The organism is Paraburkholderia diazotrophica (assembly GCF_038900755.1).
GTDB classification, from domain to species: Bacteria; Pseudomonadota; Gammaproteobacteria; order Burkholderiales; family Burkholderiaceae; genus Paraburkholderia; species Paraburkholderia diazotrophica_A.
Window position 1 is genome coordinate 62,438 of the sequence record NZ_JBBPEN010000013.1, and the last position, 25,800, is coordinate 88,237.

24 protein-coding genes are annotated in these 25,800 nt (G+C 62.6%); 11 read left to right on the forward strand and 13 right to left on the reverse strand.

The annotated features are described in order from the left end of the window. Positions 1-26: 26 nt before the first annotated feature. The 3 genes from AABE10_RS30320 to sauS all read right to left on the reverse strand — a co-directional run bounded on the left by AABE10_RS30320 (position 27) and on the right by sauS (position 4,629). A complete protein-coding gene (locus AABE10_RS30320) occupies positions 27-1,409 on the reverse strand; it encodes an MFS transporter (protein ID WP_342936840.1) in 1,383 nt (460 codons plus the stop codon). 107 nt (positions 1,410-1,516) lie between these two features. Then, positions 1,517-3,187 carry an AMP-binding protein gene (locus AABE10_RS30325; RefSeq protein WP_342936841.1) on the reverse strand — a complete coding sequence of 557 codons (1,671 nt, stop codon included), beginning with the start codon at positions 3,185-3,187 and terminating at the stop codon, positions 1,517-1,519. Continuing rightward, the gene (gene sauS, locus AABE10_RS30330; RefSeq protein ID WP_342936842.1) at positions 3,184-4,629 is read right to left on the reverse strand and encodes an acylating sulfoacetaldehyde dehydrogenase; all 1,446 of its coding nucleotides are present in this window, start codon (positions 4,627-4,629) and stop codon (positions 3,184-3,186) included. The genes AABE10_RS30325 and sauS overlap by 4 nt, the downstream gene beginning before the upstream one ends. 200 nt (positions 4,630-4,829) lie before the next feature. Here sauS and AABE10_RS30335 point away from each other — a divergent pair, with 200 nt between their 5' ends. Then, positions 4,830-5,594: an IclR family transcriptional regulator gene (locus tag AABE10_RS30335; RefSeq protein WP_342936843.1), complete on the forward strand. Its 765-nt coding sequence runs from the start codon at positions 4,830-4,832 to the stop codon at positions 5,592-5,594. A 52-nt stretch (positions 5,595-5,646) separates the two neighbouring features. Here AABE10_RS30335 and AABE10_RS30340 read toward each other — a convergent pair whose 3' ends face one another. Both AABE10_RS30340 and AABE10_RS30345 read right to left on the reverse strand, forming a co-directional pair. Then, entirely contained in the window at positions 5,647-6,951 is a 1,305-nt protein-coding gene (locus AABE10_RS30340) for an MFS transporter (RefSeq protein WP_342936844.1), read from the reverse strand. 97 nt (positions 6,952-7,048) lie between these two features. After that, positions 7,049-8,704: a choline dehydrogenase gene (locus AABE10_RS30345; protein WP_342936845.1), complete on the reverse strand. Its 1,656-nt coding sequence runs from the start codon at positions 8,702-8,704 to the stop codon at positions 7,049-7,051. Between the two features lie 185 nt (positions 8,705-8,889). Here AABE10_RS30345 and AABE10_RS30350 point away from each other — a divergent pair, with 185 nt between their 5' ends. Beyond that, positions 8,890-9,753, forward strand: coding sequence for an IclR family transcriptional regulator (locus AABE10_RS30350; protein ID WP_342936846.1), 864 nt, complete (start codon positions 8,890-8,892; stop codon positions 9,751-9,753). Positions 9,754-9,836: 83 nt separating this feature from the next. On the opposite strand, the gene AABE10_RS30355 is transcribed toward AABE10_RS30350, so the two are convergent. From AABE10_RS30355 to AABE10_RS30370, 4 genes are all read right to left on the reverse strand, one after another. Beyond that, positions 9,837-11,282, reverse strand: a complete 1,446-nt coding sequence (locus AABE10_RS30355; protein ID WP_342936847.1) for an amino acid permease — start codon at positions 11,280-11,282, stop codon at positions 9,837-9,839. 174 nt (positions 11,283-11,456) lie between these two features. Continuing rightward, positions 11,457-12,878, reverse strand: coding sequence for an FAD-binding oxidoreductase (locus AABE10_RS30360; RefSeq protein ID WP_342936848.1), 1,422 nt, complete (start codon positions 12,876-12,878; stop codon positions 11,457-11,459). A 19-nt stretch (positions 12,879-12,897) separates the two neighbouring features. Next, a complete protein-coding gene (locus AABE10_RS30365) occupies positions 12,898-13,299 on the reverse strand; it encodes a nuclear transport factor 2 family protein (RefSeq protein WP_342936849.1) in 402 nt (133 codons plus the stop codon). 189 nt (positions 13,300-13,488) lie between these two features. Further along, on the reverse strand, positions 13,489-15,018 hold the full coding sequence (locus AABE10_RS30370) for a PLP-dependent aminotransferase family protein (RefSeq protein ID WP_342936850.1): 1,530 nt from the start codon (positions 15,016-15,018) through the stop codon (positions 13,489-13,491). A 647-nt stretch (positions 15,019-15,665) separates the two neighbouring features. Here AABE10_RS30370 and AABE10_RS30375 point away from each other — a divergent pair. Continuing rightward, entirely contained in the window at positions 15,666-15,965 is a 300-nt protein-coding gene (locus AABE10_RS30375) for a GNAT family N-acetyltransferase (RefSeq protein WP_342936851.1), read from the forward strand. On the opposite strand, the gene AABE10_RS30380 is transcribed toward AABE10_RS30375, so the two are convergent. Further along, positions 15,962-16,408 (reverse strand): hypothetical protein, encoded by a 447-nt coding sequence (locus AABE10_RS30380; RefSeq protein WP_428983412.1) that lies wholly within the window; start codon positions 16,406-16,408, stop codon positions 15,962-15,964. The two genes, AABE10_RS30375 and AABE10_RS30380, sit on opposite strands and share 4 nt — an antisense overlap. A gap of 122 nt (positions 16,409-16,530) precedes the next feature. Here AABE10_RS30380 and AABE10_RS30385 point away from each other — a divergent pair, with 122 nt between their 5' ends. From AABE10_RS30385 to AABE10_RS30405, 5 genes are all read left to right on the forward strand, one after another. After that, the gene (locus tag AABE10_RS30385; RefSeq protein ID WP_342936852.1) at positions 16,531-17,376 is read left to right on the forward strand and encodes a YkgJ family cysteine cluster protein; all 846 of its coding nucleotides are present in this window, start codon (positions 16,531-16,533) and stop codon (positions 17,374-17,376) included. Positions 17,377-17,430: 54 nt separating this feature from the next. After that, a complete protein-coding gene (locus AABE10_RS30390) occupies positions 17,431-18,150 on the forward strand; it encodes a DUF1223 domain-containing protein (protein WP_342936853.1) in 720 nt (239 codons plus the stop codon). Between the two features lie 309 nt (positions 18,151-18,459). Further along, positions 18,460-19,071, forward strand: coding sequence for a sigma-70 family RNA polymerase sigma factor (locus AABE10_RS30395; protein ID WP_342936854.1), 612 nt, complete (start codon positions 18,460-18,462; stop codon positions 19,069-19,071). Further along, positions 19,061-19,711 carry a DUF1109 domain-containing protein gene (locus AABE10_RS30400; RefSeq protein WP_342936855.1) on the forward strand — a complete coding sequence of 217 codons (651 nt, stop codon included), beginning with the start codon at positions 19,061-19,063 and terminating at the stop codon, positions 19,709-19,711. The genes AABE10_RS30395 and AABE10_RS30400 overlap by 11 nt, the downstream gene beginning before the upstream one ends. Positions 19,712-19,885: 174 nt before the next feature. Then, on the forward strand, positions 19,886-20,602 hold the full coding sequence (locus AABE10_RS30405) for a DoxX family protein (RefSeq protein WP_342936856.1): 717 nt from the start codon (positions 19,886-19,888) through the stop codon (positions 20,600-20,602). A 287-nt stretch (positions 20,603-20,889) separates the two neighbouring features. Here AABE10_RS30405 and AABE10_RS30410 read toward each other — a convergent pair whose 3' ends face one another. The 3 genes from AABE10_RS30410 to AABE10_RS30420 are packed head-to-tail and all read right to left on the reverse strand — an operon-like array spanning position 20,890 to position 21,956. Continuing rightward, complete coding sequence (locus AABE10_RS30410) at positions 20,890-21,294, reverse strand: cytochrome c (RefSeq protein WP_342936857.1); 405 nt, start codon at positions 21,292-21,294, stop codon at positions 20,890-20,892. 19 nt (positions 21,295-21,313) lie between these two features. Continuing rightward, entirely contained in the window at positions 21,314-21,745 is a 432-nt protein-coding gene (locus AABE10_RS30415) for a hypothetical protein (protein ID WP_342936858.1), read from the reverse strand. Between the two features lie 31 nt (positions 21,746-21,776). After that, the gene (locus AABE10_RS30420; RefSeq protein WP_342936859.1) at positions 21,777-21,956 is read right to left on the reverse strand and encodes a hypothetical protein; all 180 of its coding nucleotides are present in this window, start codon (positions 21,954-21,956) and stop codon (positions 21,777-21,779) included. 506 nt (positions 21,957-22,462) lie between these two features. Between AABE10_RS30420 and AABE10_RS30425 the strand changes: the two genes are divergently transcribed. From AABE10_RS30425 to AABE10_RS30435, 3 genes are all read left to right on the forward strand, one after another. Beyond that, positions 22,463-22,933, forward strand: a complete 471-nt coding sequence (locus AABE10_RS30425; protein WP_342936860.1) for a MaoC family dehydratase — start codon at positions 22,463-22,465, stop codon at positions 22,931-22,933. Between the two features lie 13 nt (positions 22,934-22,946). Then, a complete protein-coding gene (locus AABE10_RS30430; protein WP_342936861.1) occupies positions 22,947-24,683 on the forward strand; it encodes a class I poly(R)-hydroxyalkanoic acid synthase in 1,737 nt (578 codons plus the stop codon). Positions 24,684-24,893: 210 nt separating this feature from the next. Continuing rightward, positions 24,894-25,664: a TerC family protein gene (locus tag AABE10_RS30435; protein ID WP_342936862.1), complete on the forward strand. Its 771-nt coding sequence runs from the start codon at positions 24,894-24,896 to the stop codon at positions 25,662-25,664. Positions 25,665-25,800: the final 136 nt, after the last annotated feature.

Genomic DNA, 25,800 nt, shown 5'->3' on the forward strand with positions numbered 1-25,800 from the left:
CGGGATTCGTCACGCACATCAATGCATCACTTGCGCCAGCGCAACGGGCGACGCAAGTGATGCCGTTCGAGCCGCAGCCCCGGCGCCGCATGCGCGAAAGCAGGCATTCCGCTCATCTCGACGCCTTCGAGACGCTCGCGCTCCTCGTCCGCTTCGACCGTCTTGCCCGTATCGATGAAACACGCCGCTATCACGCCCACGGCCAGCAGTCCCGCCGAGATCGTGAATGGAACGTTGTAGCTGCCCGTCGTCTGGATCAGATAGCCGAACACCACGGGCGACACCATCCCCGCCACGCCGAAGCCCGTGTTCATCATGCCGCCCGCCGTGCCCGCGTACTTGCCGGCGATATCGAGTGGCAACGTCCACAGCACCGGGTTCGTGATCTCCAGGAAGAAAAACGACGCCGACAGGAACCACACAGCCGTCAGCGGATTGGTGGCCGAGACCATGGGCAGCAGAAACGCGAGCGACCCGCCCATGCCGACCACCAGCACCGCGCAGCGAGCGAGACGCAGACGTCCCGTCGCCTTGTAGAGCTTGTCCGATACGACGCCGCCGAGCGTATCGCCGATCACGCCCGCGAGCAGCGGCAGCGCCGTGAAGAGTGCGAGATGCTTCAGATCGAAGCCGCGCGATTCCTTCAGATACGACGGCAGCCACGTCAGATAGACCCATAGCAGCCAGCCATAGCAGAAGTCGACGAACGTGACGAGCCACATCCGGCGAATCAGCTTGCGCCACGGTGTCGCCATCCGCTTCGCACGGTCGCAGTCGCCGACGCAATAGCCGATTTCTGCCGTTTCTTCCGGCGTGATGCGCCTGTTCTGCTCCGGCGAATTAGTGAAGATGCACAGATAGAGCACGGTCCACGCAAGACTCGCGACGCCCAGCAGAATGAACGCGTCTCGCCAGCCGCCCGCCGCGACGACGGCAAGCACGAGGGGAGGCGTCACGGCGCCGCCCAGGCGCGCGAAACTGTGCGTGATGCCCTGCGCAAAGCCCCGCTCGGCCACGGGCATCCAGTACGTGAACGCGCGCGTGGCTGTCGGAAACGCGCCGCCTTCGCCGATGCCGAGCGCAAAGCGCAGCGCGACGAGCATCGCGACACTGCCGGCGAAGCCCGTCGCGAGCGTCGCCACGCCCCATATGATCGACAGCACGGTCAGCACGGCCTTGGGCCCGTACTTGTCGGACAGCCATCCGCCGATGATCTGCATCATTGCGTATGGATAGGCGAACGCAGAGAACACCAGACCGAGTTCCGCCGATGTCAGCCCCATCTCATGACGGATCAATGGACCCGCCACCGCGATGTTCACGCGGTCGATGTATGAGATGAAGTACATCACGCACATGACCGCCAGAATGATGTGACGCGTCTTCACGCGCCGCGTATGCTTTTCCATGCTGTCTCCTGTGTCTCTCGTTATGGAACGCCTACGACGTCGATGGTGTGTCGATAGCCAGGGCGGATCGAGGCCGCTTCTGTATGTGTCTCCTCGTTGCGCCGCGCTCAGGTGTTCAGCAGCTTGAGCCGCTGCACCTTGCCCGACGGCCCGCGCGGCAGTTCCGTGACGAACCGGAACTCCTTCGGCGTCTTGTACCGGCCGAGTTCGCGCAAACAATGCGCACGCAGATCGGCGACATCCAGCGATACGCGCGCTTGTCCTTCTTCGAGCGCCTCTTCTTCTCGCGCCCGCGCGACGATGAACGCGACGATGTCCTGCCCATACGCGCTATCGGGCACGCCGACCGCGGCTGCATCGAGCACGCCCGGATGTCTGAGCAGCGCTTCGTCGATTTCGCGCGGCGCGATGTTTTCGCCGCCTTTGATGATCAGTTCCTTCGCACGGCCGTTGATGTAGAAGTAGCCGTCATCGTCGCGATAGCCGAGATCGCCTGTCCGAAGCCAGCCGTCCGGCGTAAACGCGGCGAGCGTGTCTTCCGGGCGCTTGTAGTAGCCGCTCATCACCTGCTCGCCGCGCAGCACGAGTTCGCCGCATTCGTGTGGCGCGCATTCGCGGCCTTGCCGGTCGATCACCTTGGCTTCCGCGCCCGAAGGCAAGCCGATGCTGCCGACCCTGCGTGCCTGTGCCTCATACGGATTGCTGAAAATGGGCGCAGCCGTTTCCGTCATGCCCATCGTCTCGATGATGCCGATGTGAAAGCGGGACTCGAACGCACGGTGATGGTCAGCGGGCAATGCCGCCGACGCGCTGCGGCAGAACTTCAGCGCCGACATGTCGTATGCGCACGGTTCGTCGCTGTTCAGCAGATATGCGACGATGGTCGGCACAACATTGATCCATGTGCAGCCGTGACGGACAGCATCGCGCCAGAACGTGCGGGCGGAGAAGCGCGGCGTCATCACGACGGAGCCCGCGTGAAAAAGCGGCGCGAGCAGCGTCACAACGAGACCGTTGATGTGATAAAGCGGCAGCGATGCGAGCACGCGATCGTCGGCGCCGAGACGATGCTCGGCTGTGATATTCGCCGAGTTGGCCAGCAGATTGCGATGCGTGAGCAATACGCCTTTCGGGGCGCCCGTCGTGCCGGATGTGTACATCAGCAGCGCGACATCGGATGCGCGCATGTCGTTCGATGCGGTAACAGCGTCGCCGGATTCGGCGGCGCGTCCGGCCGTTACCGTCGTGAGCCGCGCGTCGCCATCGGTAAGCGTTTCCGCGAGTGCCCGTTCCGCGCGCGGGAGCGTCGGGATTGCGGATGCATCCGGCGCGGTCTGCACGATATGGATTTCGCGCGCGAGACCCTGCGCCTGCAACTCTGCAATCGACGACTCGATCGCCTGGCGCGTATCGCGTTCGACGAACACGGCACGCGTGTCCGAATGCTCGACGATGTAGCGCAACTGCGACGGCTGGCACAACAGATTGAGGGGATGTGCAACAAGCCCGCTGTACATTGCGGCAAGCAAGAGCCGCGCGGTCTGGATGCCGTTGCTCATATAGACGGACACCGTGTCGCCCGCATGCAGGCCGGCGTCGCGAAAACGCGCTTCAAGCGCGCGGCAGTCGTCGCGCAGTTCGCCGAAGGTCAGCGCGCGGCCACGGGTAGTTCTGCCGCCCGCGTCGTCTTCATCGGGACAGGCGAGCAGGAACGGCTTGTCGGGATACTGGGCGGCGCGTTCGTCGATCAGCGCGCGGAGCGTCGAAGGCGTATTCATCGGCCGTATCTCCGGAAGAAGTCGCCGAGCAATTCGTCTGCGTCGGGCACGTGCTCCTCGATCGGATAAGCGACGCGCGTGATGTTCAGATACTGCTGAAAGCCCAGATTGCTGGAGAAGTTATTGCGTCCCCAGGTGCCGCATCCCATCGACAGCGAGAACGGCAAGCCATTGTCGAAGTTGCCACCCGTCGCCAGGCAGTGCGCCTGATTGACGATCACGCGCGAAACCGGCAGCGTCGTGCCTAGTTGGACGGCCTGCCCGGCATCCGCGGAATGCAGGCCGACGGAATGACCCGCGCCCATATACGCATAGATGTTGCGAACGATCTCCGCAGCGGCGTCGAAGTTGCGCGCGCGATAAATCGTGAGCACGGGGGCCAGTTTCTCGCCTGAAAAAGGATGCTGCGCACCGAAGCCCGTTTCTTCGACCATCAGGAAAGCAGGCACGCGCATCGCGATGTCGTCGAGACCGGCCACGCGCGCTATCGTCTGCGCCGGACGCGCGGTGCATTGCGCGGACAATTTGCCGTCCTGCCACATCGCGGCCTGCAGCTTCGCTTTTTGCGCTTCGTCGAGCAGCACGCCGCCGCACGAGATCAGTTCGTCGAGCATCGGCTGATAGACGGCTTCTTCGATCACGACACTGTTTTCCGATGAACAGCTGGTCGCGTTATCGAAGGTTTTCGAACGCGCGATCTTGCGCGCCGCATCGCGTAGATCAGCCGACGCCGTGACGAGCGACGCGACGTTGCCAGCACCGACGCCGAAGGCGGGCGTGCCGCTCGCATACGCCATCCGCACGTTCGCCTGTGAGCCCGTCGCCACCACAAGATCGCATTGCCGCATCAGCTCCGCCGTCGCCGCCTTGCTGATGGGGGCGGGCAGCATCTGCACGAGGTCAGTCGAAAGTCCCGCTTTTGCGAGCTGCGTATGGATGAAGCCGATCAGCAGTGCGCACGACGAATACCCTTTCGGCGACGGCGCGACGATCACTGCATTGCCGCATTTGAGCGCATTGACGATCTTGTTCGCGGGCGTCGCGGCGGGATTGGTCGACGGCGTGACAGCTGCCACCACACCCACCGCTCGCGCGATTTCCACGATGCCCTTCGACGCATCGCGCGCGATCACGCCCGTCGTCGCTTGATCGTGCAAATCGCGCAGCAGGCCGAGCGTCTTGCGAAAGTTCTTGCGAAACTTGTCGTCGGCATTGCCGAGGCCCGTGTCCTGTACCGATAGTTCAGCCAGTTGCCGGTTGCGCGCGGGCTCCATGATCGCCCACGCGGCAGCGGCGGCAGCCATATCGAGTGCTTCCTGTCCCGCGTTTTCGAACTCCCGCTGCGCGGCGCGGGCCCGTTGGACTAGCGCCGCGACTGCTCGCCGGACGTCGGCATCCTGTTGTTCGCCCACCACTTCGGCGGATGTGGCTCTGACATTCATACGGTTTGCTCCGACTGGAAAGATTGGCTGTGAAGTGAATCTAGCCAGCCTTGAGAACCGCGTAGTCCCGTTTTCCGAACGATCCTTTACTGCGTGGTCCTGAGAATCGGAAAACGCGAAATTCGGGACTTTCCGCAGTCCCGAAAACCGTATGAATCGATGCAAAATCTATTCTGACCACAAGAAGCACAGGAGATGGGATGTCGACTTCGAACCAGTCGAATGCGGCAGCCGTGCGCGCGTTTCGCGTGCTGGAGACGCTGGCGCAAGCGGGCCAGCCACTCTCGATGATGGATCTGGTCAACGCGCTCGGATTGCCGAAGCAGACCGTGCACCGGATCCTCGTGCAACTGATGGATGCATGGCTCGTCACGCGCAGCGCGGGAAGCCGTCTCTACGAATGCTCGCCGCGCGTGCGCACGCTCGCCGTCAATGTGCTGATGCATGCGGGGCCCGCCGCCGCGCGCCATGTGCTGCTCGAACAGCTGGTCGCAAAGGTCGGCGAGACCTGCAATCTCACGATGCTTGCCGGCAACGATGTCGTGTATGTGGATCGCGTCGAAACCGAGTGGCCACTACGAATGCACTTGCAGCCGGGCTCGCACGTGCCGCTGCACTGCTCGGCGAGCGGCAAGCTTCTGCTCAGCTTTCTTCCGAAGGAACGGCGCGAGCGGATGATCGATACGCTGCCACTGCGCGCATATTCGGAGCGCACGATCACCGACCGTGATGCACTGCGGCAGGAGTTGATGACCACACGCAGGCGGTTGCTCGCGATCAACGACCAAGAGCATCTGCAAGGGCTGATCGCGATTGCCGTCCCCGTCATGCTCGACCGCAACCGCGCGTGCGCGGCGATTGCGGTTCAGGCACCCGTCGGCCGCGTAACGCTCGACGACCTGTTGTTGTTCGTGCCCGATCTGCGCCATGCGGCCGACGAAACAGCGAAGACGTTTCGCGAGTGAGCGGAGCGTCGCGCGGTAAGCGGCGTCCGCCTTGCTCCACGTACCCGAGCCTTCAGTGCGCGCTTGCCGTCACGCCATACGCCTCGGCGCGCCGCTCGATCGCGCGTGCCGACCACGCCGACACCAGTGCCGACAGCATCACATACGCGCAGACCATCCACGGTTTGCCCTCGTTGATACGCAGCAGTGCCGTCGCGACGATCGGCGTCAGCCCGCTCGCGAAGATGCCCGAGAACTGATAGACGAACGAGATGCCCGTATAGCGCACCTTCGCATCGAACAGTTCGGCAAACAGTGCCGCTTCGGGGCCATACACCATCGCGTAGAAGATGCCGAACGGCACCACGATCGCAAGCCAGATCATTAGCGTGCTCGTCGAATGGGTCTCGATCAGCCAGAACGCAGGCAGCACCGAAAGTCCGCAAATCAGCGAGCCCCAGCGATACACGCGCGTTCGCCCGAGCTGATCGGAGAGCGCGCCGAAAAGCGGTATGAAGAAGCACATCACGATGGCCGCGATCATCACGCCGAGCAGCGCGTCGGTACGGCTCATCGACACGTGCTGCGTCAGATAGCCAATCGAGAAGACGGCGAAGATGTTGAAGAACACGCCGTCGATATAGCGCGCGCCCATGCCGAGCAGGACCGCGCCGCGATAGCGGCTCATCATGTCGACAAACGGAATCTTCGCTTCGCGGCGGCTGCGTTTGAGCGCGAGAAACTCGGGTGTTTCCATCACCTTCAGACGAATGTACAGGCCGATCAGCACGAGCAGCAGCGACGCGCCGAAAGCGATGCGCCAGCCCCACGCGAAGAACGACGCTTCGGGCAAGAGCCGCGAGACGCCCGCCACCATGCCGGACGCGAGACACAGCCCGATCGACAGGCCGATCTGCGGCAAGCTCGCATACAGCCCACGCTTGCGCGGCGGCGCGTATTCGTAGGCCATCAGCACCGCGCCGCCCCACTCGCCGCCAAGGCCGATGCCTTGCAGCACGCGCAGCGTCAGCAGCAGGATCGGCGCCCAGATGCCGATCTGCGCGTAGGTCGGTACAAACGCGACGCCTGCCGTCGATACGCCCATGATCACCAGCGTGAGAATCAGCGCGGACTTGCGCCCGACGCGGTCGCCGAAGTGGCCGAACAGCACGCCGCCGAGCGGCCGCGTAACGAAGCCGACTGCGAAGGTCGTATAGGCAAGCATCGTCGACACGAGCGGATCGCCGGCGGGAAAATAGAGCCGGTTGAAGACGATGCCAGCGACGACGCCGTACAGAAAGAAGTCATACCATTCGACGGTCGCGCCTATCACGCTGGCGAGTGCGACACGACGGACGACGCGTTGATCGATTGTCATAGCTGCTCCTCCATAGGACGGCCGGGCCGCCATTGCACGGCGGCATTAGCAAAGGCCCGCGTGGTCTCCCCCGGGCCCGACGCTGCAATGCTGTGAATCAGGCGGCGGCTTCCGCCGGCACGTTCGCGCGATCGTGAAGACGGGATGTGCGTGCGTCGTCGAGAATCATGTCGGACGCTTTTTCCGCGACCATCACGACCGGAACGTTGGTATTGCCGGAAACGAGCGTCGGCATGATCGAGCAATCGACGACACGCAGCCCGCGTGTGCCGTACACGCGCAGACGCTCGTCGACCACCGCGAGCGGATCGCCGGCCGTGCCCATCTTTGCCGTGCCCGACGGATGGAAAATCGTCTGTCCGTACTCGCGGCAGAAATGCAGCAGTTCATCGTCCGTCTGCGCGTCGGCGCCAGGGCGCACTTCGCGTTTCATCAGCGAGGCCATCGGCTGCGTCGCGGCGACGCGCCGCGCAAAGCGCACGCCCGCGACGGCCGTGCGCCGGTCGAGCTCGGTCGCGAGGTAGTTCGGCTGGATCGACGGCGCTTCGAGTGGATCCGTCGAGCGGATGCGCACTGCGCCCCGCGATGTGGGCCGCAACTGGCAGACCGAATATGTGCAGCCGGAAAACGTGTGCACGTCGCCGCCGGCGGAATCGGCGGAGAGCGTCGAGAAGTGGAACTGGATGTCGGGTGTCTGCGCTTCGTCAGGCAGCGCGCGGCAGAACATGCCGCCCTGGTTGATGCCGACGGCGAGCGGACCGCCACGAAACAACGCCCATTGCAGGCCCATCTTTGCGCGGCCCGTCCATGAACGAAGCTGGTCGTTGGTGGTGATCGGCTTCGCAACCTCGTAGATCAGGCGGAACTGCAGATGGTCCTGCAGGTTTTCGCCGACGCCCGCGCGAGCGGCCACGACGGGAATGCCGTGCTCTTGCAGCAGCGCGGCCGGCCCGACACCCGACAGTTGCAGCAGCTGCGGCGACTGCAATGCGCCTGCCGCCAGTATCACCTCGCGATCCGCATGCACTTCACGCACCTCGCCGCGCTGCACGTATTGAATGCCCATTGCGCGCGTGCCGTCGAACAGAATCCTTGACGCCTGCGCATCCGTTTCAACGTGCAGATTCGCGCGCTGCCGCGCGGGCTTCAGATAGGCGACGGCTGTCGAGCAGCGCAAGCCGCGGCGTGTCGTCAACTGATAGTAGCCGACGCCTTCCTGATCGCCCGTATTGAAGTCGTCGACAGTGCGCACGCCGAGCCGGTTCGACGCGGCGATGAACGCATCGACGAGTTCATGTCGCTGCCTGATCGTCGACGCCCACAGCGGCCCGTCGACTCCGCGCGTCGGCCCCTCCCCCAGCTCGTTGTGTTCGAGCCGACGAAAGTACGGCAGGCATTCGTCCCAGCTCCAGCCGCAATTGCCGAGCGCGGCCCAGCGATCGTAGTCCTCCTTCTGCCCGCGCACGTAGATGAGACCGTTGATCGAACTGCATCCGCCAAGCGTGCGGCCACGCGGCCAATACAGCTTGCGGTTGTTCATGTTCGGATCGGGGTCGGTATGGAAGCCCCAGTTGTAGACGGGATGAAACATCGTCTTGCCGTAGCCAATCGGAATGTGAATCCACATATAGCGATCGGCGGGACCGGCCTCGAGGAGACAAACGGAATAACGCCCGTCTTCCGACAGACGGTTGGCGAGCACGCAGCCGGCCGAACCGGCGCCGACGACGACAAAGTCGAAACGACGTGGCATAGCAAATGTCTCCTGCAGTCTCCAGCCTGGTTTTCTCGAGTGCTCGGCGAAACCAAAAACCGGAATGTTTCGTGTAAATTTATTGACAGAAGACACCGACTTCAAGGGAACGTCGATTCCATCGTCGAATCTGGTACAGGAACCGACCTTTTTGTTTCACTTTGCACATCCGAACCGGAGTACGAATGCGAAACGACACGGCGTTGCCGCCGAACGATCCGCTGCATGACAACACGCGCGCGCTGCGCCCGCTCGCCGTGCTCGAACAACTGGCTTCGGCGGGGCAGCCGTTCTCGCTGTCGCAGTTGTCCGCGCGGCTTCATATTCCGAAGGCCACGCTGATGCGGCTCATCGAATCCCTCGAGACACAGGGATATGTCACTCACATGCCGGACTCGCGCGGCGCGGAGCGCGCGATCGCACTCGGTCCGCGTGCCGCGCGCCTTGCGCTCGCCACGCTCGCGAACAACACGTTCACGCGCGCATGCCGTTCGCTGTTGCGCTCGCTTGTCGACGTGCTCGGCGAAACATGCAACCTGACGGCACTCGACGGCGACACGGTGCTGTATATCGAGCGCGTGGAAACGGCCGAGCCGTTGCGCCTGCACATGCAGCCCGGCATGCGCGTGCCGCTGCACTGCACCGCGAGCGGCAAGCTGTTCCTCTCGCAGATGCCGCTGGCGGAGCGGCGACTTGCCGTGTCGCGTCTGACGCTCAAGCGCATGACGTATCGCACGCTGACGGATCGAAGTCTGCTGGAAGCCGAACTCGACCGGCTTGGCGTGCGCGGGATCGGTATCGACAACGAGGAATTCGTCCGCGGGATGGTTGCCATCGCAGTGCCCGTGAGAGATGCCGCGAACGGCAATGTGCTGGCGGCGCTGGCCGTTCATGCGCCGACCGCGCGCGCGAATCTCAACGACTTGCTGGAGGCCGTACCGAAGATGAAGGAGGCCGCATCGGCGATCGCGCCGTTGCTCCAGTTTGCCGGTACGCTACCGTGCAAAGACGTCGGAGAACCTTCGGATCGGCACGCGACGTCGCTTTGAGAATCAGCCGATACGACATCGCTCCGGGCGCTTGAAAGTGCCCGGAGCCCTCTTCTGTCCGAGTTTCTGCCTGGGCTTCTGCTTCAATACCGCCGGCCGGAAACGCGCATCCGTTCAGTATCGATCGACTGCTGCGCATGGCCGACTTCCTTGCGCCAGCGGCCGCGCTGCCAGTAGACCGCGATCAGCACCGCGAGGCTGACCACACCGAACCACAGCGGCTTGCGCTGATCAGGGATGAACGCCATTGCCACGATGATCGCACCCATGCCGATGATCGCGAACCATGTCAGATATGGGTAGCACCACATCTTCACGCGCAGCTTGCCAGGCGCTTCGCGTTCGAGGCGGGCGCGCAGCTTCAGTTGCGACAGCGCGATCAGCACATACACGAAGATCGCGACGGTGCCATACGAATTGACGAGAAACGCGAATACCGTATCCGGCGAGACATACGACATCACGACCGACGCGTAGCCGAACAACGTGCCGATCAGAATCGCGCGGACGGGCACGCCGCGACTGTTGACCTTCGCGAGTGACCGCGGTGCATCGCCACGGCGCGTCAGCGCGAACATCATCCGCGACGCGGCATAGAGGCCCGAGTTCAGCGCGGACAGCACTGCCGTCAGGATGATCGCGTTCATCAGATGCGCGGCAGCGGGAATGTGCATTGCTTCCAGCGCGCTCACATACGGCGTCGACATCGCCGGTGAATTCCACGGCACGATCGCGACGACGAGCAGGATCGAGCCCGCGTAGAAGACCAGCACGCGCGTGATCACCGAGTTCGTCGCTTTGGCCACGGCCCGTTCGGGCTCGTGTGCTTCGGCGGCCGCAATCGTAACGATCTCCGCGCCGAAGTAGAAACCCGTTGCCGCGACGGCGCCGCTCAGCACCGGGCCGATGCCCTTGGGCATGAAGCCGCCATGCGCCGCTATCTGCGCAATGGGCAACGCCGCATGATTGGCGTGCGGCCACATGCCGAGCACGAACAGCGTGCCGACGAACAGGAACACGATGATGGCCGCCACCTTCACCGACGCGAACCAGAACTCGAACTCGCCATAACTGCCGACAGAGATGAGATTGGTGAGCGTCAGCACGAGCAGCAGCGCGAGCCCGATGGCCCATGCCGGCACCTGCGGCAGCCAGAACTGCACGAGGTGCGCGCCCGCGACTGTCTCGACGGCGACGACGATGACCCAAAAATACCAGTACATCCAGCCCGTCAGAAAGCCGGCCAGTTCGCCCGATGGCTTGCGCTCGCCGAACGCGAGCCGCGCATATTCGTAGAAAGAACCAACGGCGGGCATCGCGGATGCCATTTCGCCGAGCATCCGCATCACGAGCACGACGAGGCCGCCCGTCAACAGGAACGACACAATCGCGGCGGGGCCTGCCTGCTGGATCACCACGCCGCTTCCCACAAATAGCCCTGCTCCGATCACGCCGCCCAGCGCGATCATCGTCATATGCCTTTGTTTCAGACTGCACTTCAGTTGACTGCCGTTCTCCGCGTGCTGCATGTCACCTCCATGTACGTTCAGGACGGCTCTTGCGGGCCGCATGGGCCTGCATGTGCTGCTGCGCCGCGTTGGCGCGTGCGGGCCCCGGATGACTCCGGCCGGCCGCCGCATCCCCGCTGAAGACGTTCTTATGTGAAGAAAGAATGCGCGTTTCGTGTCCTGCGCGAGCCGCGCCTAACGCTGCTCGTCGCGCAGGAAATACCAGTGGTACAACATGCGCTGACCGACGCGCCTGAACGGCGCGAACATATGCGCGGGCAGCGGCGACGTGAAGATGGGCAGTGTCTGTTGCGCGCCCTTCCCGGCGATGCGCTCGGCGAGCCGCCGACCCGCCTGCGACGAATACGACACGCCATTGCCGCCATAACCGAGCGCGTAGAAGACCGATTCCTTCGGATCGGGCTGGAACACGCGCGGCATCATGTCGTGGCTCACGTCGACCCAACCCCACCACGAGTAATCGATATCGATGCCCCGCAGCGCCGGAAACTTGCGCTGCAAGCCGTGTACGAGCAGCTCGTAGTGCTGGGGGTTCGGCGCGTCGCGGCCCGTGATCGCGCTGCGGCTGCCGATTTGCACGCGGTTGTCGGGCAGCAGACGGTAATAGAAGCGCAGCGTGCGCGTATCGGTGAGCACCTGGTGAGTGCGGAAATTGCACGCGTCCAGTTCGGCTTTCGTGAGTGGACGCGTCACCATCGAGTTCGACAAGATCGGCATCACCTTGCTGTGCAACGAAGGATGCAGCCCCGGCGCCGTATAGGCACCCGTCGCGATGCCGACCGCGCGCGCCCGCACGATGCCGCCCGGCGTGCGCAGGTGATGCACGCCCTTGACCGTTTCCCAGCCGATGACGGGGCTTGCCGGATGCACTTTCGCACCCGCTTCGCGCGCGAGCCGCAGATACCCATAAGCGAGCTTCAGCGGATGAATGCCGATGCCTTCGGGCTCATGCAGTGCGCCCGCCGCCTCTGCATCATTCACGTACTCGCGGCGAAAAGCTTCCGCGCTCATCAGCTCGGACGGATAGCCGAACACGTCCTTCCACACCTTCGCTTCTGCAGCGAGCTTTTCCATGATGCGTGAGCGATGCGCAATCAGAAAATGGCCGCCCGGCTGCGGATCGCAATCGATCGTCGCGACCAGCGACTTGAACGTCTCGAAGCCCTGCGCAATTTCGTCGTGCATCTTGAGTGCGACGTCCTTGCCCCAGCGCTCGACCCATTGCGAGCGCGACAGACGCCCCGACGCGTTCTGCCCCTGGCCTCCATTGCGGCTGCTGCATCCCCAACTGACGCGGTTCGCTTCGAGCACGACAGCCTTGATGCCGTGCTCGCGCGCCAGAAAGAGCGCCGTGCACAGGCCTGTGTAGCCGCCGCCGATGATCGCCACGTCGACGTCCATGTCCTGCGTGACGGGGCCGTCGTCGGGCGGCGCCGTGCCCGCCGTCGCCGCCCAGTACGTCGGCGCGTACTGCTTGCCCTGGCCGGGGCCTGGCGAAACGAGCGGATCGTAGGTCGGGTCATAACGGGTGTCGTTGCCGTCCGTGCGCCCGAACGAGGTATCCGCGCCCTCAAGATGAATCACACCGTGTTTCATGCGACTCTCCTCATCGACATCACGCGACTTGCTTCGGACGTTCCTTGCGGAACGCGCGCTTGACTGCAATCAGGCCATCGCGGAACTCGAAAAGATCGCAGCCTTCGGCCTCGATGCGCCAGCCCTCCGCATGCGTGCCGCTGAACACCCATTCGGATACGCCTCGCACGCCCACGACGTAGTGCCTGCCATGGCCCCAATGCGCATCGGGGAAGGTCTTGAAGACGGCTTCGAAGGCCGCGCGCACAGCGTCTTTTCCGACGAAGCGCGTGCCGTAGACCTCGTTCCCGCCAGCGGCATCGAAGATGCAGTCGTCTGTCATGAACGCCATCAACGCGTCTGCATCGTGGCGATTGAATGCGTCGGAAAAGGCGGCGAGCGTATCCGCGTTGACGGACGCTGGCTTGAGCGTGTCTGACATACCGTGTCTCCTGTTAGATGACTTCTTGAGCCACGCGACGTCTCATCGCCTATGTGGCATCCTCAGTCGATACGGTAGATAACGCCCGTCTTGCGCGGTAGTTCCAGTTGGCGGCTTTCGCCTGGGCCAGCAGAAATGGAAGCGCCATGTCGCTGCCGGCGCAATACCGGCATTAGCGGATCCGCGCGTTCAGGCGCGCGCCCGCGGCTTTTGCTCGCGGATGACGCGCGCCAGTGCCTGCACACCGGCGTCGATCTTCTCCGGCTTGATCGCCGAAAAACCCATGCGAAAGCACTGCTGCCGCTCCAGCCCGGTCATGAAGAACACATTGCCGGGCTCGATCAGAACGCCATGCGCCTGCGCGTCCTCGGCAAGACGCATCGCGTCGAGCCAGTGTTCGCCTTCGACCCAGCACGATGCGCCGCCCGTGACGGGCACATAGCGCACTTCAGGCATATGCGCGTCGATTGAGGCCATCAGCAGTTGCGCGCGCTCGCGGTAAGCGTGCGCGAGCTTGCGCAGCAGCGTATCGTGATGCCCGAGTGCGAGGAAATTCGCAAACGCCCGCTGGATATACGCGGCAGGATGGCGAACCATCAGCCGCCGCAGCGCGCGCAGTTCGCGAATCAGATCGCGCGGCCCGACCACATAGCCCAGGCGCAAGCCGGGTGCAAAGGTCTTCGTCAGGCTGCCGATATAGATCACGCGGTCCGTCGTATCGAGACTCTTCAATGCGGGATGTGGCGCGCCCGAGAAATTGTTTTCGCTCTCATAGTCGTCTTCGATAACGACGAAATCGTGCCGCTGCGCGAGATCGAGCAGCGCCTGGCGCCGTTCGAGCGGCATCGTCGCGGTCGTCGGACATTGGTGGCTCGGCGTCACGTACACGTAGTCGCATTGCGCGAGCACGTCGCGGTCTTCGTCGGTGCGAACGCCGCCAGCATCGATAGGCAGCGGTAACAACCGCGCGTTGCGGTTCAGCAGGATATTGCGCGCATCGGGATAGCCGGGGTTCTCGAAGCCAACCGTGGTCCGCTCATTCGCGAGCAGATCAGCGACGAGATACAGCGCCTGTTGGGCGCCAATCGTCACGACGATCTCATCGGGCTTCGCGAATACGCCGCGCCTGGGAAGCACGCGCGTGCAGATCTGCTGGATCAGCGTCTCGTCGTCGCGTTCGATCAGATCGGGCGCCCAGTTGCGAATCTCCATCACGGACAGCGCCTTGATGCAGCACTCGCGCCAATCGTTGGTTGGAAAGAGTGTCTGATCGAACTGCCCGTAGATAAACGGGAACTGATAGCTCTGCCAGTTGCCGGGCTTCACGATGTTGCGCTGCTTCGACGGCGGACGCGACACGCGCTGACACCAGTCGGGGCGCACGACATCGGCGACGCTCGGCGCGTTCGCAGCCTGTATCGGCACGAAGTCGTGCTGCCCTTCCAGCATCGCCGGATTCACGAAATGGCCGCTGCGCTCGCGCGAAACAAGATAGCCCTCTTCGACCAGCTGCTGATACGCGAGCACGACCGTATTGCGCGCGACACCAAGCTGATCGGCTAGTTCACGGCTCGACGGCAACGCACTGTCGGGCATCAACTGGCCGTCGAGAATCGCGGCGACGAGCATCTGCCGAATCTGCCCTTGCAGGCTCATGGTCGACTCGGTCGACCGCTGGAAACGTTGGGTCCAAAGCGCCGGCGAGGTCCGGCTGGGCATGTTTTCTCCTGATGTGCGGCGCGTGGTGCACGCGGTGCGAGTGACGCGCCGACTGCGCGCTTCCTCCAGATTGGCAACGGATGACAGCTGCCCCGGAGCTGAAAACCGGTCGCAGGACTGCGGGAAAACCCGCCAGGCCACGTCAACGTGAATTCGACGATCGGCATCGCCCGGCTCCAACTGCTGCCTTTCTAATGACGATACTCGAATCAACCGCTTTCGGGCGATTGGGACAAGCCCCTGTCGATAAGAACCGGATTTGCGTATCACGCGCACAATCTTCGCGAGAGATGCGATTGAACGCCTTCGTATCCCGCATTCCCCTGCTCTCGTTCCGCCCAGTCGTCGTTGAATTCGTTGACGTACTGCATTGCCGCTGCAATGCCTATGACCACGCAACACAACCTGCTCGCGCGCACGTCAACCCAGCACAGTCCATTAGTGCATTCCGCGATGCGCCGGAAATCCCGATGCATTCAACGATACCAGGACACTTTGCAGCGCGCTTTCCCTCGCATATGAGATGACTTGTTCGCCGGCCGTTTTTGCGCGACGATAAAAAACAGCACGGATATGCAGCGAAAATTTCGATGGCCCACGGCTAATCGCGTATGCGCACATATATCTTCAAGGATCGCGCGGCTCATGTGATCATCATCGAGATTGACGATGAAGGGAATCGCGCGGTGGCATCGCACCGCGCCGAGTCGGTCGGCTGGATCGAGTTCGAACATTGTTCGAACTTGTCCACGAAGGCGCCCGTCACGTTGCTTGATGTCTATGTCGTGCCTGGGTATAGGAGAAACGGAATCGCCCATACGTTGATCGCCTACGTGAGTAGCGAAATGGGCGGGCCGATCCAGATCGGTGTTCCCACACGCTCCGTCAACGCCGACTTCGACAGGCTGTGCAGCAATCTGATGCATGAGGGATTGCTCGTTCGTTAAGGCGGTTGAAGACAAACCGATGTCGACCCTACGCGATCAATGACTATCCTTGAAAGCGGTCGTCCACCAATGCTTTCAACGCGGTGGACGTCTAACGGCGCGCGCCGAATGCATCGGTAAAGCGGCCGTGCAGACTGGATATCGTTCGAGCGATCTGGGCGCGCACGCTTTTCTTTTGACCGCCATAGGCTTTCACGAGGCCATCGGGCGTTTCTTCGAGCACGCGCGTTTTGCTCGATCACGAGCACGCGGCCCGATGGACTCACGACAGCAAAGTCTGCTTCGCCGAAAATCGAAAAGCCTTTATTCAATTGCGTCCAATGGACGCCGCGATAGACCGTATAGCAATCGGGCAATTCACGCCGCAATACGCCGAGCGTCTCGACTTCGCGCTGTGCGCCAGCCTTTAGAAAGTTGCGCGTCTCATCCAGCTTCTGCAACATCTATTTCGGCAGCTGACCGGGACGGCCTCCCATCGGAGCCTATCGACTGTCGATGTGTAACCATTGTCGTGCGGCCGACGAACTAACTAGAATCACCACTCTGCCACGCGCCAATCCGCGAAATGTCCGTTCACTTTTCATGCACGATGTGCGGCCGTTGCTGCCATGACCTGCGGCTGCCGCTCGCCGTCGATGAGGCGCTCGCCTGGATTGCGCGCGGCGGCGACGTGCAGCTGTTTTGCGATGCGATCGCCTGGCCGCAAGAACCGCCCGAAAGTGACGCGCTCGCGCAACACCGGCGCCACCGCTCTTTCGCGGCGCATAGCGGCGTGCTGCCCGTGCGCGTGACGGTGACGCTGGTGGCGGCATTCGCGGGACCGTGTCCCCATCTGCGCGCGGACATGGCCTGCGGCGCGTACGATCAGCGCCCGCGGGTGTGCCGGATCTATCCTGCGGAAGTCAATCCTTTCGTACCGCTCGATCCCGCTGTGAAGGCCTGCCCCTCCGATGCGTGGTCCAGCGCCCATCCGTTGTTGATGCGCGCGGGCCAGCTTGTCGATTCCGACATCGCCGCATTGATCGCGCAGTCGCGCGAAGCGGATCGGCGCGACCGCGTCGCCAAGGCGCATCTGTGCATGCTGCTCGGCTACGACACGGCTGCCCTCGCCAACGAAGGCTTTGCTGTCTACGCGCCGCAGCGCATGCGCCTGCAGGCCGCGTTGCGGGCGGCGCAACAGGCAAGCGCGCACGTCGAGGATCCCGAACCGCGCTCGGCGCATCCATGGCGCGTCATCACGAATCGTTCGACGACGCTCGCCACGCTGCGCTCGATTGGCGCGACGGCCGACACGGCCGCCGAAACACCGCACTCCGCGCACACGCCGACGTACTTCGGCTTCTTCGCTGACGACACCGCCAACGGCGAGCGATGCGACCCACCCGACGCGCCGGAAACGGATCAACTGTAACCCGCGCGCGCCGGCAATCGAACTAACGATACCGTCGTCATCAGGAGTCAGCACATGTTCGCCCGTTCACTCACTGTCATCTGTGCCGGGGCCGCGGCGCTGCTCGCATCACATGTATTCGCCGCAGGGCCGCGTCCCGTCGTCGTCGAACTGTTCACGTCGCAGGGCTGTTCATCGTGCCCGCCCGCCGACCGCTATCTGTCGGAACTGAGCGACACGCGCACCGACGTGTTGCCGCTGGCATTTCACGTCACATACTGGAACCAGCTCGGCTGGAAAGATCCGTTTTCGTTCGAAGCCGTCGATGCGCGCCAGGCGCAGTACGTCAAGCGGTTCCGCGACTTTGCGTACACGCCGGAAATGGTGATCGACGGCAAGACGGAAGTGGTCGGCTCGAATCGCGGCGCAGCGGACTCCGCCATCGACGATGCGAAGTCGTCGGGCGTCACGGTCGCGACAGTCAACGCCGCTCGCGAAGGGGGCGGCGTATCGGTATCGATCGGCCCTGGGCGAGGACGCGCGCGCGTACTGCTGGTCGGCTACGACGCGCGCCACGTCACGCCGATCGGACTCGGTGAAAACGCAGGCCGGACGCTCACCGAGTCGAACATCGTGCGCAGCTTCGCGCCGATCGGCCAATGGTCCGGCGCGCCGCTCACGCTGCATGCGAACGCCGTAACCGGCGAACGTATGGCGATACTGCTCGAAGCATCCGATGGCACGATCGTCGGCGCGGCGCGCGTCGCCGATGGACAGCAAGCGCCTGCGCGTTAAGCGACCGGATCGATAGATCGACCTGATTCCATATGATCGCTGGCGGAATTTTTCCCTGATCGCGCATTCATCAAGTGATTCGTGTAACCACGGCGCGCGTCGGGCCGATCTATTCATTGATCGCCCTCGCGTGAGGCGCAGTCCGAATCATGTTCGGGGCGTGCGTCATCCGATCTCACACATCACTACCATGCGCCGTTCAACTTCGCTTTTCATGACTGTCGATGCGGCATCCGCGCCAGCGCGCTTTCGTGCGCTGGCGCGGATTGTCGCCCGTGCACTGCTCGCGCGATGATCACGCTCGCGACAATGGCATCCCCGCCGGACGACAGCAGCCGAACCGCGCGCGGCCGCGAAAGCGCCGCCGCGTCGGACGCCGAGCGCCGACTCACCGTGCTCCTCGAAGCGTCGATTGCCGGCGACAAGCACGCGTACTGCCGCTTTCTCCGCGAATTGGCCAGGCACCTGCGCATCCGTCTGCGCAAACATCTTTGGCAGCAGGACGCCGACGTCGAGGATCTGGTGCAGGAAGTGCTCATCGCCGTGCACAAGGGGCTCGACACTTTCCGGCCCGATGTGCCGCTCACCGCATGGATCAGCGCGATCGTGCGCTACAAGCTGGCAGATCACTTTCGCGCGAGCGCGCGCCGTGGCGAGCTGTTCGAGCCGCTCGACGACGACGTCGACGCAATCGGTGCGTCGCCGATCGACTCGTTCGAAGCCCGCCGCGATCTCACGCGCCTGCTGGCGACGCTGCCCGCGCGTCAGAGAGAACCGATCGAGCACACGAAGATATGGGGACATTCCGTCGCCGAAACAGCGGCCACGACAGGGCTCACCGAATCGGCCGTGAAGGTCGGCGTGCATCGTGGGTTGAAAGCGCTCGCAGCAAAAATCAGGGGAAAAACCGATGAAGACTGAGGAGTTCATCGTCATGCTTGCGGATGGGCCGCGCGCGCCGTCGAGGTCGGCGGTGGCGTGCCGGCTCGGCGGCGGCGTCGCGTTCAGCGTCGTTGCGGCGCTGCTGATGCTCGCGTTCGTGGTGCCTGGCGGCATACCCGTTCAAGCGCTGATCGCACGGCTCGCGTTGACCATGTTCTGGCTGAAGGTCGCACTTCCGCTGTCGATCGCTATCGCCGCCGTATGCGTGGCGTCACGGCTTTCGCAGCCCGGCGTGCGCGTGGGGCGCGCATGGCACGGGCTGCTCGCGCCGTTCATCGTCGTATGGCTCGTCGCGCTGGCGACGCTGGTCGCCACGTCTGCCGATTCGCGCGGCGCGCTGATCCTCGGGCATACGTGGCGCACGTGCTCGCTGAACATCGCGCTGCTGTCCATTCCTGCGCTGTTCACGCTGCTGCGAGCGATGCGCAGACTGGCGCCCACACGCCCCGCGCTCGCCGGCGCAGCGACGGGGTTGCTGGCCGGCGCTATCGGCGCCCTCACATACTGCCTGCGATGCCCGGAGATGGAGGCGCCATTCTGGGCGACCTGGTATCTGCTCGGCATGTCGGCACCGACGCTGGCTGGCGCGCTGCTCGGCCGTCGGCTGATGCGGTGGTGAGCGATCGCAAGCACGCGCGGATCTTCTGATCGCGAATCCCTGATCGCGAATCTTGAACAGTCGATTACGCTGATGCCGCTGCAACCGTGGACGATTGGCGGGCATCCGACTGTCAGGATTCGCTGATGAGATCGACCAGGCATTCGTATTCCGTCAGCGGCGCGATGCGCATTCGTGAACTCATCGAGCCTTCAAATTCGCCTTTCCGGTCTGGTGCGTTGTTCCTCGAACACCGCCGCTCATACGAACGTGTGTCGTGCTGTAACCGCATTCGATATCGGGTCGATCTATTCAGTAGGCGTCGGCGATCGCCGCCCACCACATGGGCAACGCGCAGCGAGCCGCGACTTCTTTTCCCATTGCCATCCACGTCTGCTCATGAACAGCCTCCGCTCCCTTCTCGCCGTTTTCGTTCCTTCATGGCTTGCCGCACGCTTGACCCGCTATTCGCCGCTACCGATTCGCTTCATCGTCGGTTATGGCTTCATGGCCCATGGATACGCGAAAATCATCAAGCATCCCGAGAACTTCGCCACCATCCTGCATGCGCTCGGCGTACCTGCGCCACATTTGATGGCGTGGGCGACTATCGTCGTCGAATTGCTCGGTGGCTTTGCGATCCTGATTGGCGCATTTGTGCCGCTGGTCGCGGTGCCGATGATCGTCGTGCTGCTCGTCGCTACCGTCACGGTGCATCTGCAATACGGTTTCACGTCGATCAAACTGATGGCCGTGGTGAATGGCGTTCCGCAGTTCGGGCCACCCGGATACGAGACCGACGCGCTGTATGTCGCCGGGCTGATCGCCCTGCTCTTTAGCGGCGTGGGACCGCTCGCGGTCGATGCAATACTCGAGTCGCTGTACGCCCGGGTCGCGATGCGTTCGCTCTGACAAAATAGTGGAAGTGGCGCTCAAAGAATTCGGAATCCGCGTGGACACGCCGCTATAGACGCCGGGCTCTCATGCTGGGAGGAAGCGGCCGCAGCTAGCGCGAAGCATGCTGCAACATCCCACTGGGTCGTGTGGCCAGGCAGGAGGAAGTCGCCAGAGGACAATACGGCGCCACGTCCGCAACAGCTATGCGGTGAGCTAACTGTTTATCGCCATTATCTGGATCAACCACCATCACCTTATGCGGCTCGTCGGTCGTCCGACGCTGCGACTGATATGGATTAACTTCATCCATCTGTTCGCGGTTTCGCTGCTACCCTTTTGCAACCGAATGGATTGCGCGCATCGGCCCGCATCGACGGATTGTCGCGATACGCGGGCATGCCACGGAACGGCTCACCGTCAAACACCATCCGGACAAGCATCTCGCGGCTTCGTGTGCGCGCGTACTCGACAATCGAAGGCGCCGCCAGCCCCTCATAGTCTTTGCCATGACAGCGGGCGCAGTCGACTGCGCGCAGGGTACGCCAAGTCTTGACGATGGCGTCATCGGTCAGTCGGGAATCTGTACGCGCGGTGTCCGCATCGGCCCGCGTCGGCATTGCAATCGCAATCACGACCAGGACGACAATCGCGCAGCATCGTGGCACGATCGGCGACACGAGCGCGTGTATGTCATCACTGGCGAGCATATGTTCGGGATGCGCGCATTCAATGGAAAGTCGTCGTAGACGACTGCAGCTTCGTCAACACGCCGCCTTTGAATCGGAACCAGCCCTGCGAGCTTTGCACCACGACTTCATCGCCTTGCCAGAACACGCGCTTGACGGTCACGCGCTTACCCGTGCGCTGCACAAGTGGCGGACGGCGGCGAAAGTCATACAGCACCGGGCCGGAATCGGTCTGCACAAGCGTGCGCGTGACGGTTCGATTGACGTTGCCGACGTCATCGAAATGCGGGTGCGTATCGGCGTCGAAGCGATCGAAAATTTCCTTGTCGAGCATCCCGACGAAATCGCGGTCGACGCGCGCGAATTGCAGTTCGCCCGAGGGCGTGACGAGCGGGCCGGGCGCGTTGCTTTGCGCACGAACGCAAGTCACGCAACAGGTGGCTGCGAGCGCAGCAAGGAACAGTCGCCTCATGTTTTTCCTTAGATTCTTTTGACGCAGCGGCTCAGTCGAGGCTGGAGAATGGCCCGTGCGAATCCATCCAGTCAAAGTGTTCCATTGCGCCCGTCCACGCCCAGTTCGCACGCGAATGCGTCGGCGCGCCATGCCCGCCCGCACCATCGCCATGCTGTTGTTCGCTGCGCTCCAGATTCGCGTTCTCCGTCTTTTTCGATTCGTGGGTCATCGTTACCTCCCGTTAGTGATTTGATGTCCGTTTCCGCCAATTCATTCGAACGGCCATGTCAGCAAGTACCGGGCCACTTCGATGAGAACCCTATCAGACGCCTGATTCGAAAAGACTTTCTCTGAATTCGCGGACTTCCAGTCGTTTCACAATTGCATCCGTGAATTTCAGTTTTGACTGCGCTGATTTGCTTCGTGGAATCTTCATACCCGTGCGCCAGATCATCTGGATTCCGATGCATTGCACGCGACGCGAACACGCTGCATGCGCGCTTCACCGCGCAGTCCTGCAATCGACCGAGCCGCGCAGTTCCCGCCCATCGTCTCTTGCCGCGAAAGCGACCGTGGCATGTTTTGTCACTACATCGGCAGCTTTGGACAGTGGAAGGCAGCGTCCTGACAGTACGATTCAGCCTGACATAAAGGTCGAATCAGCGGTCGCTGCATGACCACGGTGTAGCGCGACGATCGAAGCGGCGGTACGCCGACCCAGCAAACGGAAGAACCATGAACGAGCTTAACGGATACGACTTCGAAGACCTGCAACCGGGCATGAGCGCGACGTTCGCGAAGACCATCACGGAAGCGGACATTCTGATGTTCGCCGGCGCATCCGGCGACATCAACGCAATGCACATCAACGAGCAGTTCGCGCAAACGACGCCCTTCAAAGGGCGCATTGCGCACGGCATGTTGACGGCGAGCATCATCTCCGCAACGATCGCGGGCCGTCTGCCCGGCCCAGGCACGATCTACCTGGGGCAAAACCTGCGCTTCAAGGCGCCTGTTCGCCCCGGCGATACGGTTCAGGCCGAGGTGACCATCAAGGAACTACTGCACGAAAAGCGCCGCGTCGTACTGACGACCGTCTGCACGGTTGGCAGCAAAGTCGTGATCGAAGGCGACGCGATCGTCATGCCGACTTCGCGTGGCGACCGGGTCAAAGATAGCGCGGTTGCCGCCGCAATCAACGCATGAAAGCGGGTCTGATATGAGAATGCCATTCAGCATGCCGGATGAGTTCGCGATGGGCTGGCTCAAGGCCGGATTCAATTTCTGGCAGTCGTTACCCGTCACCAACGTGCATGACATGACCGTGCTCGACGCCAACGGCAAGGACATCTATCCCGTTTCATCGGGTGCGCGGAACATCGTGATGCAAGCGAGCGCCAACTACTGGCAACGGCAGACGGAGTTGTGGGGCAGCGCGTTTGCAGGCGTAATCGGCGCGCGGCCGAAATCAGTGGCCGAGCCCGAGCGCGGCGACCGGCGCTTTCACGCGGAAGACTGGTCCAGCAACGTCTGGTGCAACCTTCTGAAACAGAGCTATCTGCTCAACGCGAGGATGCTCGAAGAACTGGTCGAGGCGAGCACGCTCGATGAAAAAGAAAAGCACAAGCTGCGTTTCTTCGCGCGTCAGTTCATCGACCTCGCCAGCCCCGCGAACTTCGCCGCAACGAACCCGGAGGTCATCCGGCACGCAGTCGAATCGAATGGATCGAGTCTGTTTTCAGGCTTCACGCATCTGCTTGAAGATCTGAAGCAAGGCACGATTTCGATCACCGATCAGAGCGCATTCGAAGTGGGCCGCAGCGTCGCGGTATCGGAAGGATCAGTGGTCTATGAAAACGATCTGTTCCAGTTGATCCAGTACGCGCCGCTCACGCGGACGGTCGCGCAACGTCCGCTCTTGATCGTGCCGCCGTGCATCAACAAGTTCTACATCCTCGACCTTCAGCCGGAAAACTCTTTCGTGCGCTTCGCGTGCGAACAGGGGCTCACGGTTTTTCTCGTGTCGTGGCGCAATCCGCAGCAGGACATGGCGCAGACGGAGTGGGACGCGTACCTCGAACAGGGTGTGATGCAGGCGATCGAAGTCGCGCGCACGATCAGCCGCGCCGATAAGGTCAATGCATTGGGATGGTGTGTCGGCGGCACGATGCTGTCGTCGGCGCTCGCCGTGATGCGCGCGAACGGCGACGAGTCGGTGGCGAGCGTCACGCTGTTGACGGCGTTGCTCGACTTCAGCGAGCCGGGCGATCTGGGCGTGTTCATCGACGAGATGGGCGTGTCGATGCGCGAGCAGACGATTGGACGCGGCGGCCTCTACCCCGGACGCGAACTCGGCTTCGTCTTCCAGACGCTGCGCGCCAACGATCTGATCTGGCCGTACGTCGTGAACAACTACCTGAAGGGCAAAACGCCGGCTGCATTCGATCTGCTGTACTGGAATGCGGATACGACCAATCTGCCGGGGCCGATGTATAGCTGGTATCTGCGCAACATGTATCTGGAGAACAATCTGCGCGAGCCGGGCAAGCTCACGATGTGCGGCACGCCTGTCGACCTCGGGCGCATCGACATGCCGAGCTATCTGCTCGCGACAGAAGAAGATCACATCGTTCCATGGCAATCCGCGTATCGGTCGACGCAACTGCTGGGCGGCGAAACGGAGTTCGTGCTTGGCGCAAGCGGACACATCGCGGGCGTGATCAATCCGGCGTCGAAGAACAAGCGTAGCTATTGGACGAACGATGCACCCGGCAGCAACGCCGACGAATGGCTCGCATCGGCGACGAAGCAGCCGGGCAGCTGGTGGAATCACTGGATCGAGTGGGTCAAGCGGCATGCAGGCGAGCAGGTGAAAGCGCGTACGACACTCGGCAACGCGAACCACAAGCCTATCGAGGCCGCACCAGGCCGATATGTGAAAGTGCGTGCTGATTAACTGTTGATTAAGCGCTGGTGAACGTATCGAAAGCCGCTAAACGTCAGTAGAGTTAACGCAGAGTCCATGCCTCGCTTCGCGAAAGCGCGTTCGGGGCCGTCAATTTCCGTTCGTGTAACGATTTATCCGCAAATCTCGCCTATCCTGTCATGGTCGATTCAACATGCCTCGGCGGGCCTCGCGACCGGTGCTTGAACTGCTCCTGCGCTTATGGACTCTCTCCTCGCTCTCGCTGTCGACCCAGCCGTGTGGGCCGCGCTCGTGACCCTCGTGGTCATGGAGGTCGTCCTCGGTATCGACAATCTGGTTTTCATCTCCATTCTTAGCAACAAGCTGCCGCCGGCGCAGCGGGATCGGACCCAGAGGATCGGCATCGCGCTTGCCCTCGTAATGCGCCTCGCGCTGCTCGGCACAGTTGCTTGGATCGCGCACTTGACCCAGCCGGCGTTCTCGCTCTTTGGCCACGCCTTTGCCTGGCGCGATCTGATCCTGATCGGCGGTGGACTGTTTCTCGTCTGGAAGGCGACGGGGGAAATCCATCATCACGTCGCGAGCAATGAGGAGGCGCATGCCACAAGCACCGAGACGCCTACCCGTCTCACACCACGCGCTGCAATCGGTCAGATTCTGGTGCTCGACCTGGTATTCTCGGTCGACAGCATCATCACCGCAGTCGGCATGACCGAGCATGTGATCATCATGTACGTCGCCGTCATCGTGGCCGTCGCGGCCATGATGTTTGCGGCGGGTCCGCTGTCGCGATTCATCGATCGCAATCCGACGATCGTCATGCTCGCGCTGAGCTTTCTGCTGGTGATCGGCATGACGCTGATCGCCGAGGGCTTCGGCACGCACGTTCCGAAGGGCTACATCTACGCGGCAATGGCGTTCTCCGCGTTCGTCGAAGGCATGAACATGCTGGCCAGGCGCAAGAAGTGGAAGCGTGAACAACAAAGGGAAACTCACGATTGCGCGAGTTAGCAGATGCGCGCGACACTGCAGCCGCATCGCTGTCAGCGAGACTTTTTGCGTCCTACATGCCCGATCGCGATAGCCAATAACAAGGTTCGCGCGCGGCGCGAACCCGTTCGATTCCAGCGAGGCGAATCATGAAAAT

Excerpts from the sequence above, each read along its gene's own strand:
- AABE10_RS30320 (WP_342936840.1), bottom strand. The coding sequence starts at position 1,409 with ATGGAAAAGCATACGCGGCGCGTGAAGACGCGTCACATCATTCTGGCG.
- AABE10_RS30325 (WP_342936841.1), bottom strand. The coding sequence starts at position 3,187 with ATGAATACGCCTTCGACGCTCCGCGCGCTGATCGACGAACGCGCCGCC.
- sauS (WP_342936842.1), bottom strand. The coding sequence starts at position 4,629 with ATGAATGTCAGAGCCACATCCGCCGAAGTGGTGGGCGAACAACAGGAT.
- AABE10_RS30335 (WP_342936843.1), top strand. The coding sequence starts at position 4,830 with ATGTCGACTTCGAACCAGTCGAATGCGGCAGCCGTGCGCGCGTTTCGC.
- AABE10_RS30340 (WP_342936844.1), bottom strand. The coding sequence starts at position 6,951 with ATGACAATCGATCAACGCGTCGTCCGTCGTGTCGCACTCGCCAGCGTG.
- AABE10_RS30345 (WP_342936845.1), bottom strand. The coding sequence starts at position 8,704 with ATGCCACGTCGTTTCGACTTTGTCGTCGTCGGCGCCGGTTCGGCCGGC.
- AABE10_RS30350 (WP_342936846.1), top strand. The coding sequence starts at position 8,890 with ATGCGAAACGACACGGCGTTGCCGCCGAACGATCCGCTGCATGACAAC.
- AABE10_RS30355 (WP_342936847.1), bottom strand. The coding sequence starts at position 11,282 with ATGCAGCACGCGGAGAACGGCAGTCAACTGAAGTGCAGTCTGAAACAA.
- AABE10_RS30360 (WP_342936848.1), bottom strand. The coding sequence starts at position 12,878 with ATGAAACACGGTGTGATTCATCTTGAGGGCGCGGATACCTCGTTCGGG.
- AABE10_RS30365 (WP_342936849.1), bottom strand. The coding sequence starts at position 13,299 with ATGTCAGACACGCTCAAGCCAGCGTCCGTCAACGCGGATACGCTCGCC.
- AABE10_RS30370 (WP_342936850.1), bottom strand. The coding sequence starts at position 15,018 with ATGCCCAGCCGGACCTCGCCGGCGCTTTGGACCCAACGTTTCCAGCGG.
- AABE10_RS30380 (WP_428983412.1), bottom strand. The coding sequence starts at position 16,408 with ATGTTGCAGAAGCTGGATGAGACGCGCAACTTTCTAAAGGCTGGCGCA.
- AABE10_RS30385 (WP_342936852.1), top strand. The coding sequence starts at position 16,531 with ATGTCCGTTCACTTTTCATGCACGATGTGCGGCCGTTGCTGCCATGAC.
- AABE10_RS30390 (WP_342936853.1), top strand. The coding sequence starts at position 17,431 with ATGTTCGCCCGTTCACTCACTGTCATCTGTGCCGGGGCCGCGGCGCTG.
- AABE10_RS30395 (WP_342936854.1), top strand. The coding sequence starts at position 18,460 with ATGGCATCCCCGCCGGACGACAGCAGCCGAACCGCGCGCGGCCGCGAA.
- AABE10_RS30400 (WP_342936855.1), top strand. The coding sequence starts at position 19,061 with ATGAAGACTGAGGAGTTCATCGTCATGCTTGCGGATGGGCCGCGCGCG.
- AABE10_RS30410 (WP_342936857.1), bottom strand. The coding sequence starts at position 21,294 with ATGCTCGCCAGTGATGACATACACGCGCTCGTGTCGCCGATCGTGCCA.
- AABE10_RS30415 (WP_342936858.1), bottom strand. The coding sequence starts at position 21,745 with ATGAGGCGACTGTTCCTTGCTGCGCTCGCAGCCACCTGTTGCGTGACT.
- AABE10_RS30420 (WP_342936859.1), bottom strand. The coding sequence starts at position 21,956 with ATGACCCACGAATCGAAAAAGACGGAGAACGCGAATCTGGAGCGCAGC.
- AABE10_RS30425 (WP_342936860.1), top strand. The coding sequence starts at position 22,463 with ATGAACGAGCTTAACGGATACGACTTCGAAGACCTGCAACCGGGCATG.
- AABE10_RS30430 (WP_342936861.1), top strand. The coding sequence starts at position 22,947 with ATGAGAATGCCATTCAGCATGCCGGATGAGTTCGCGATGGGCTGGCTC.
- AABE10_RS30435 (WP_342936862.1), top strand. The coding sequence starts at position 24,894 with ATGGACTCTCTCCTCGCTCTCGCTGTCGACCCAGCCGTGTGGGCCGCG.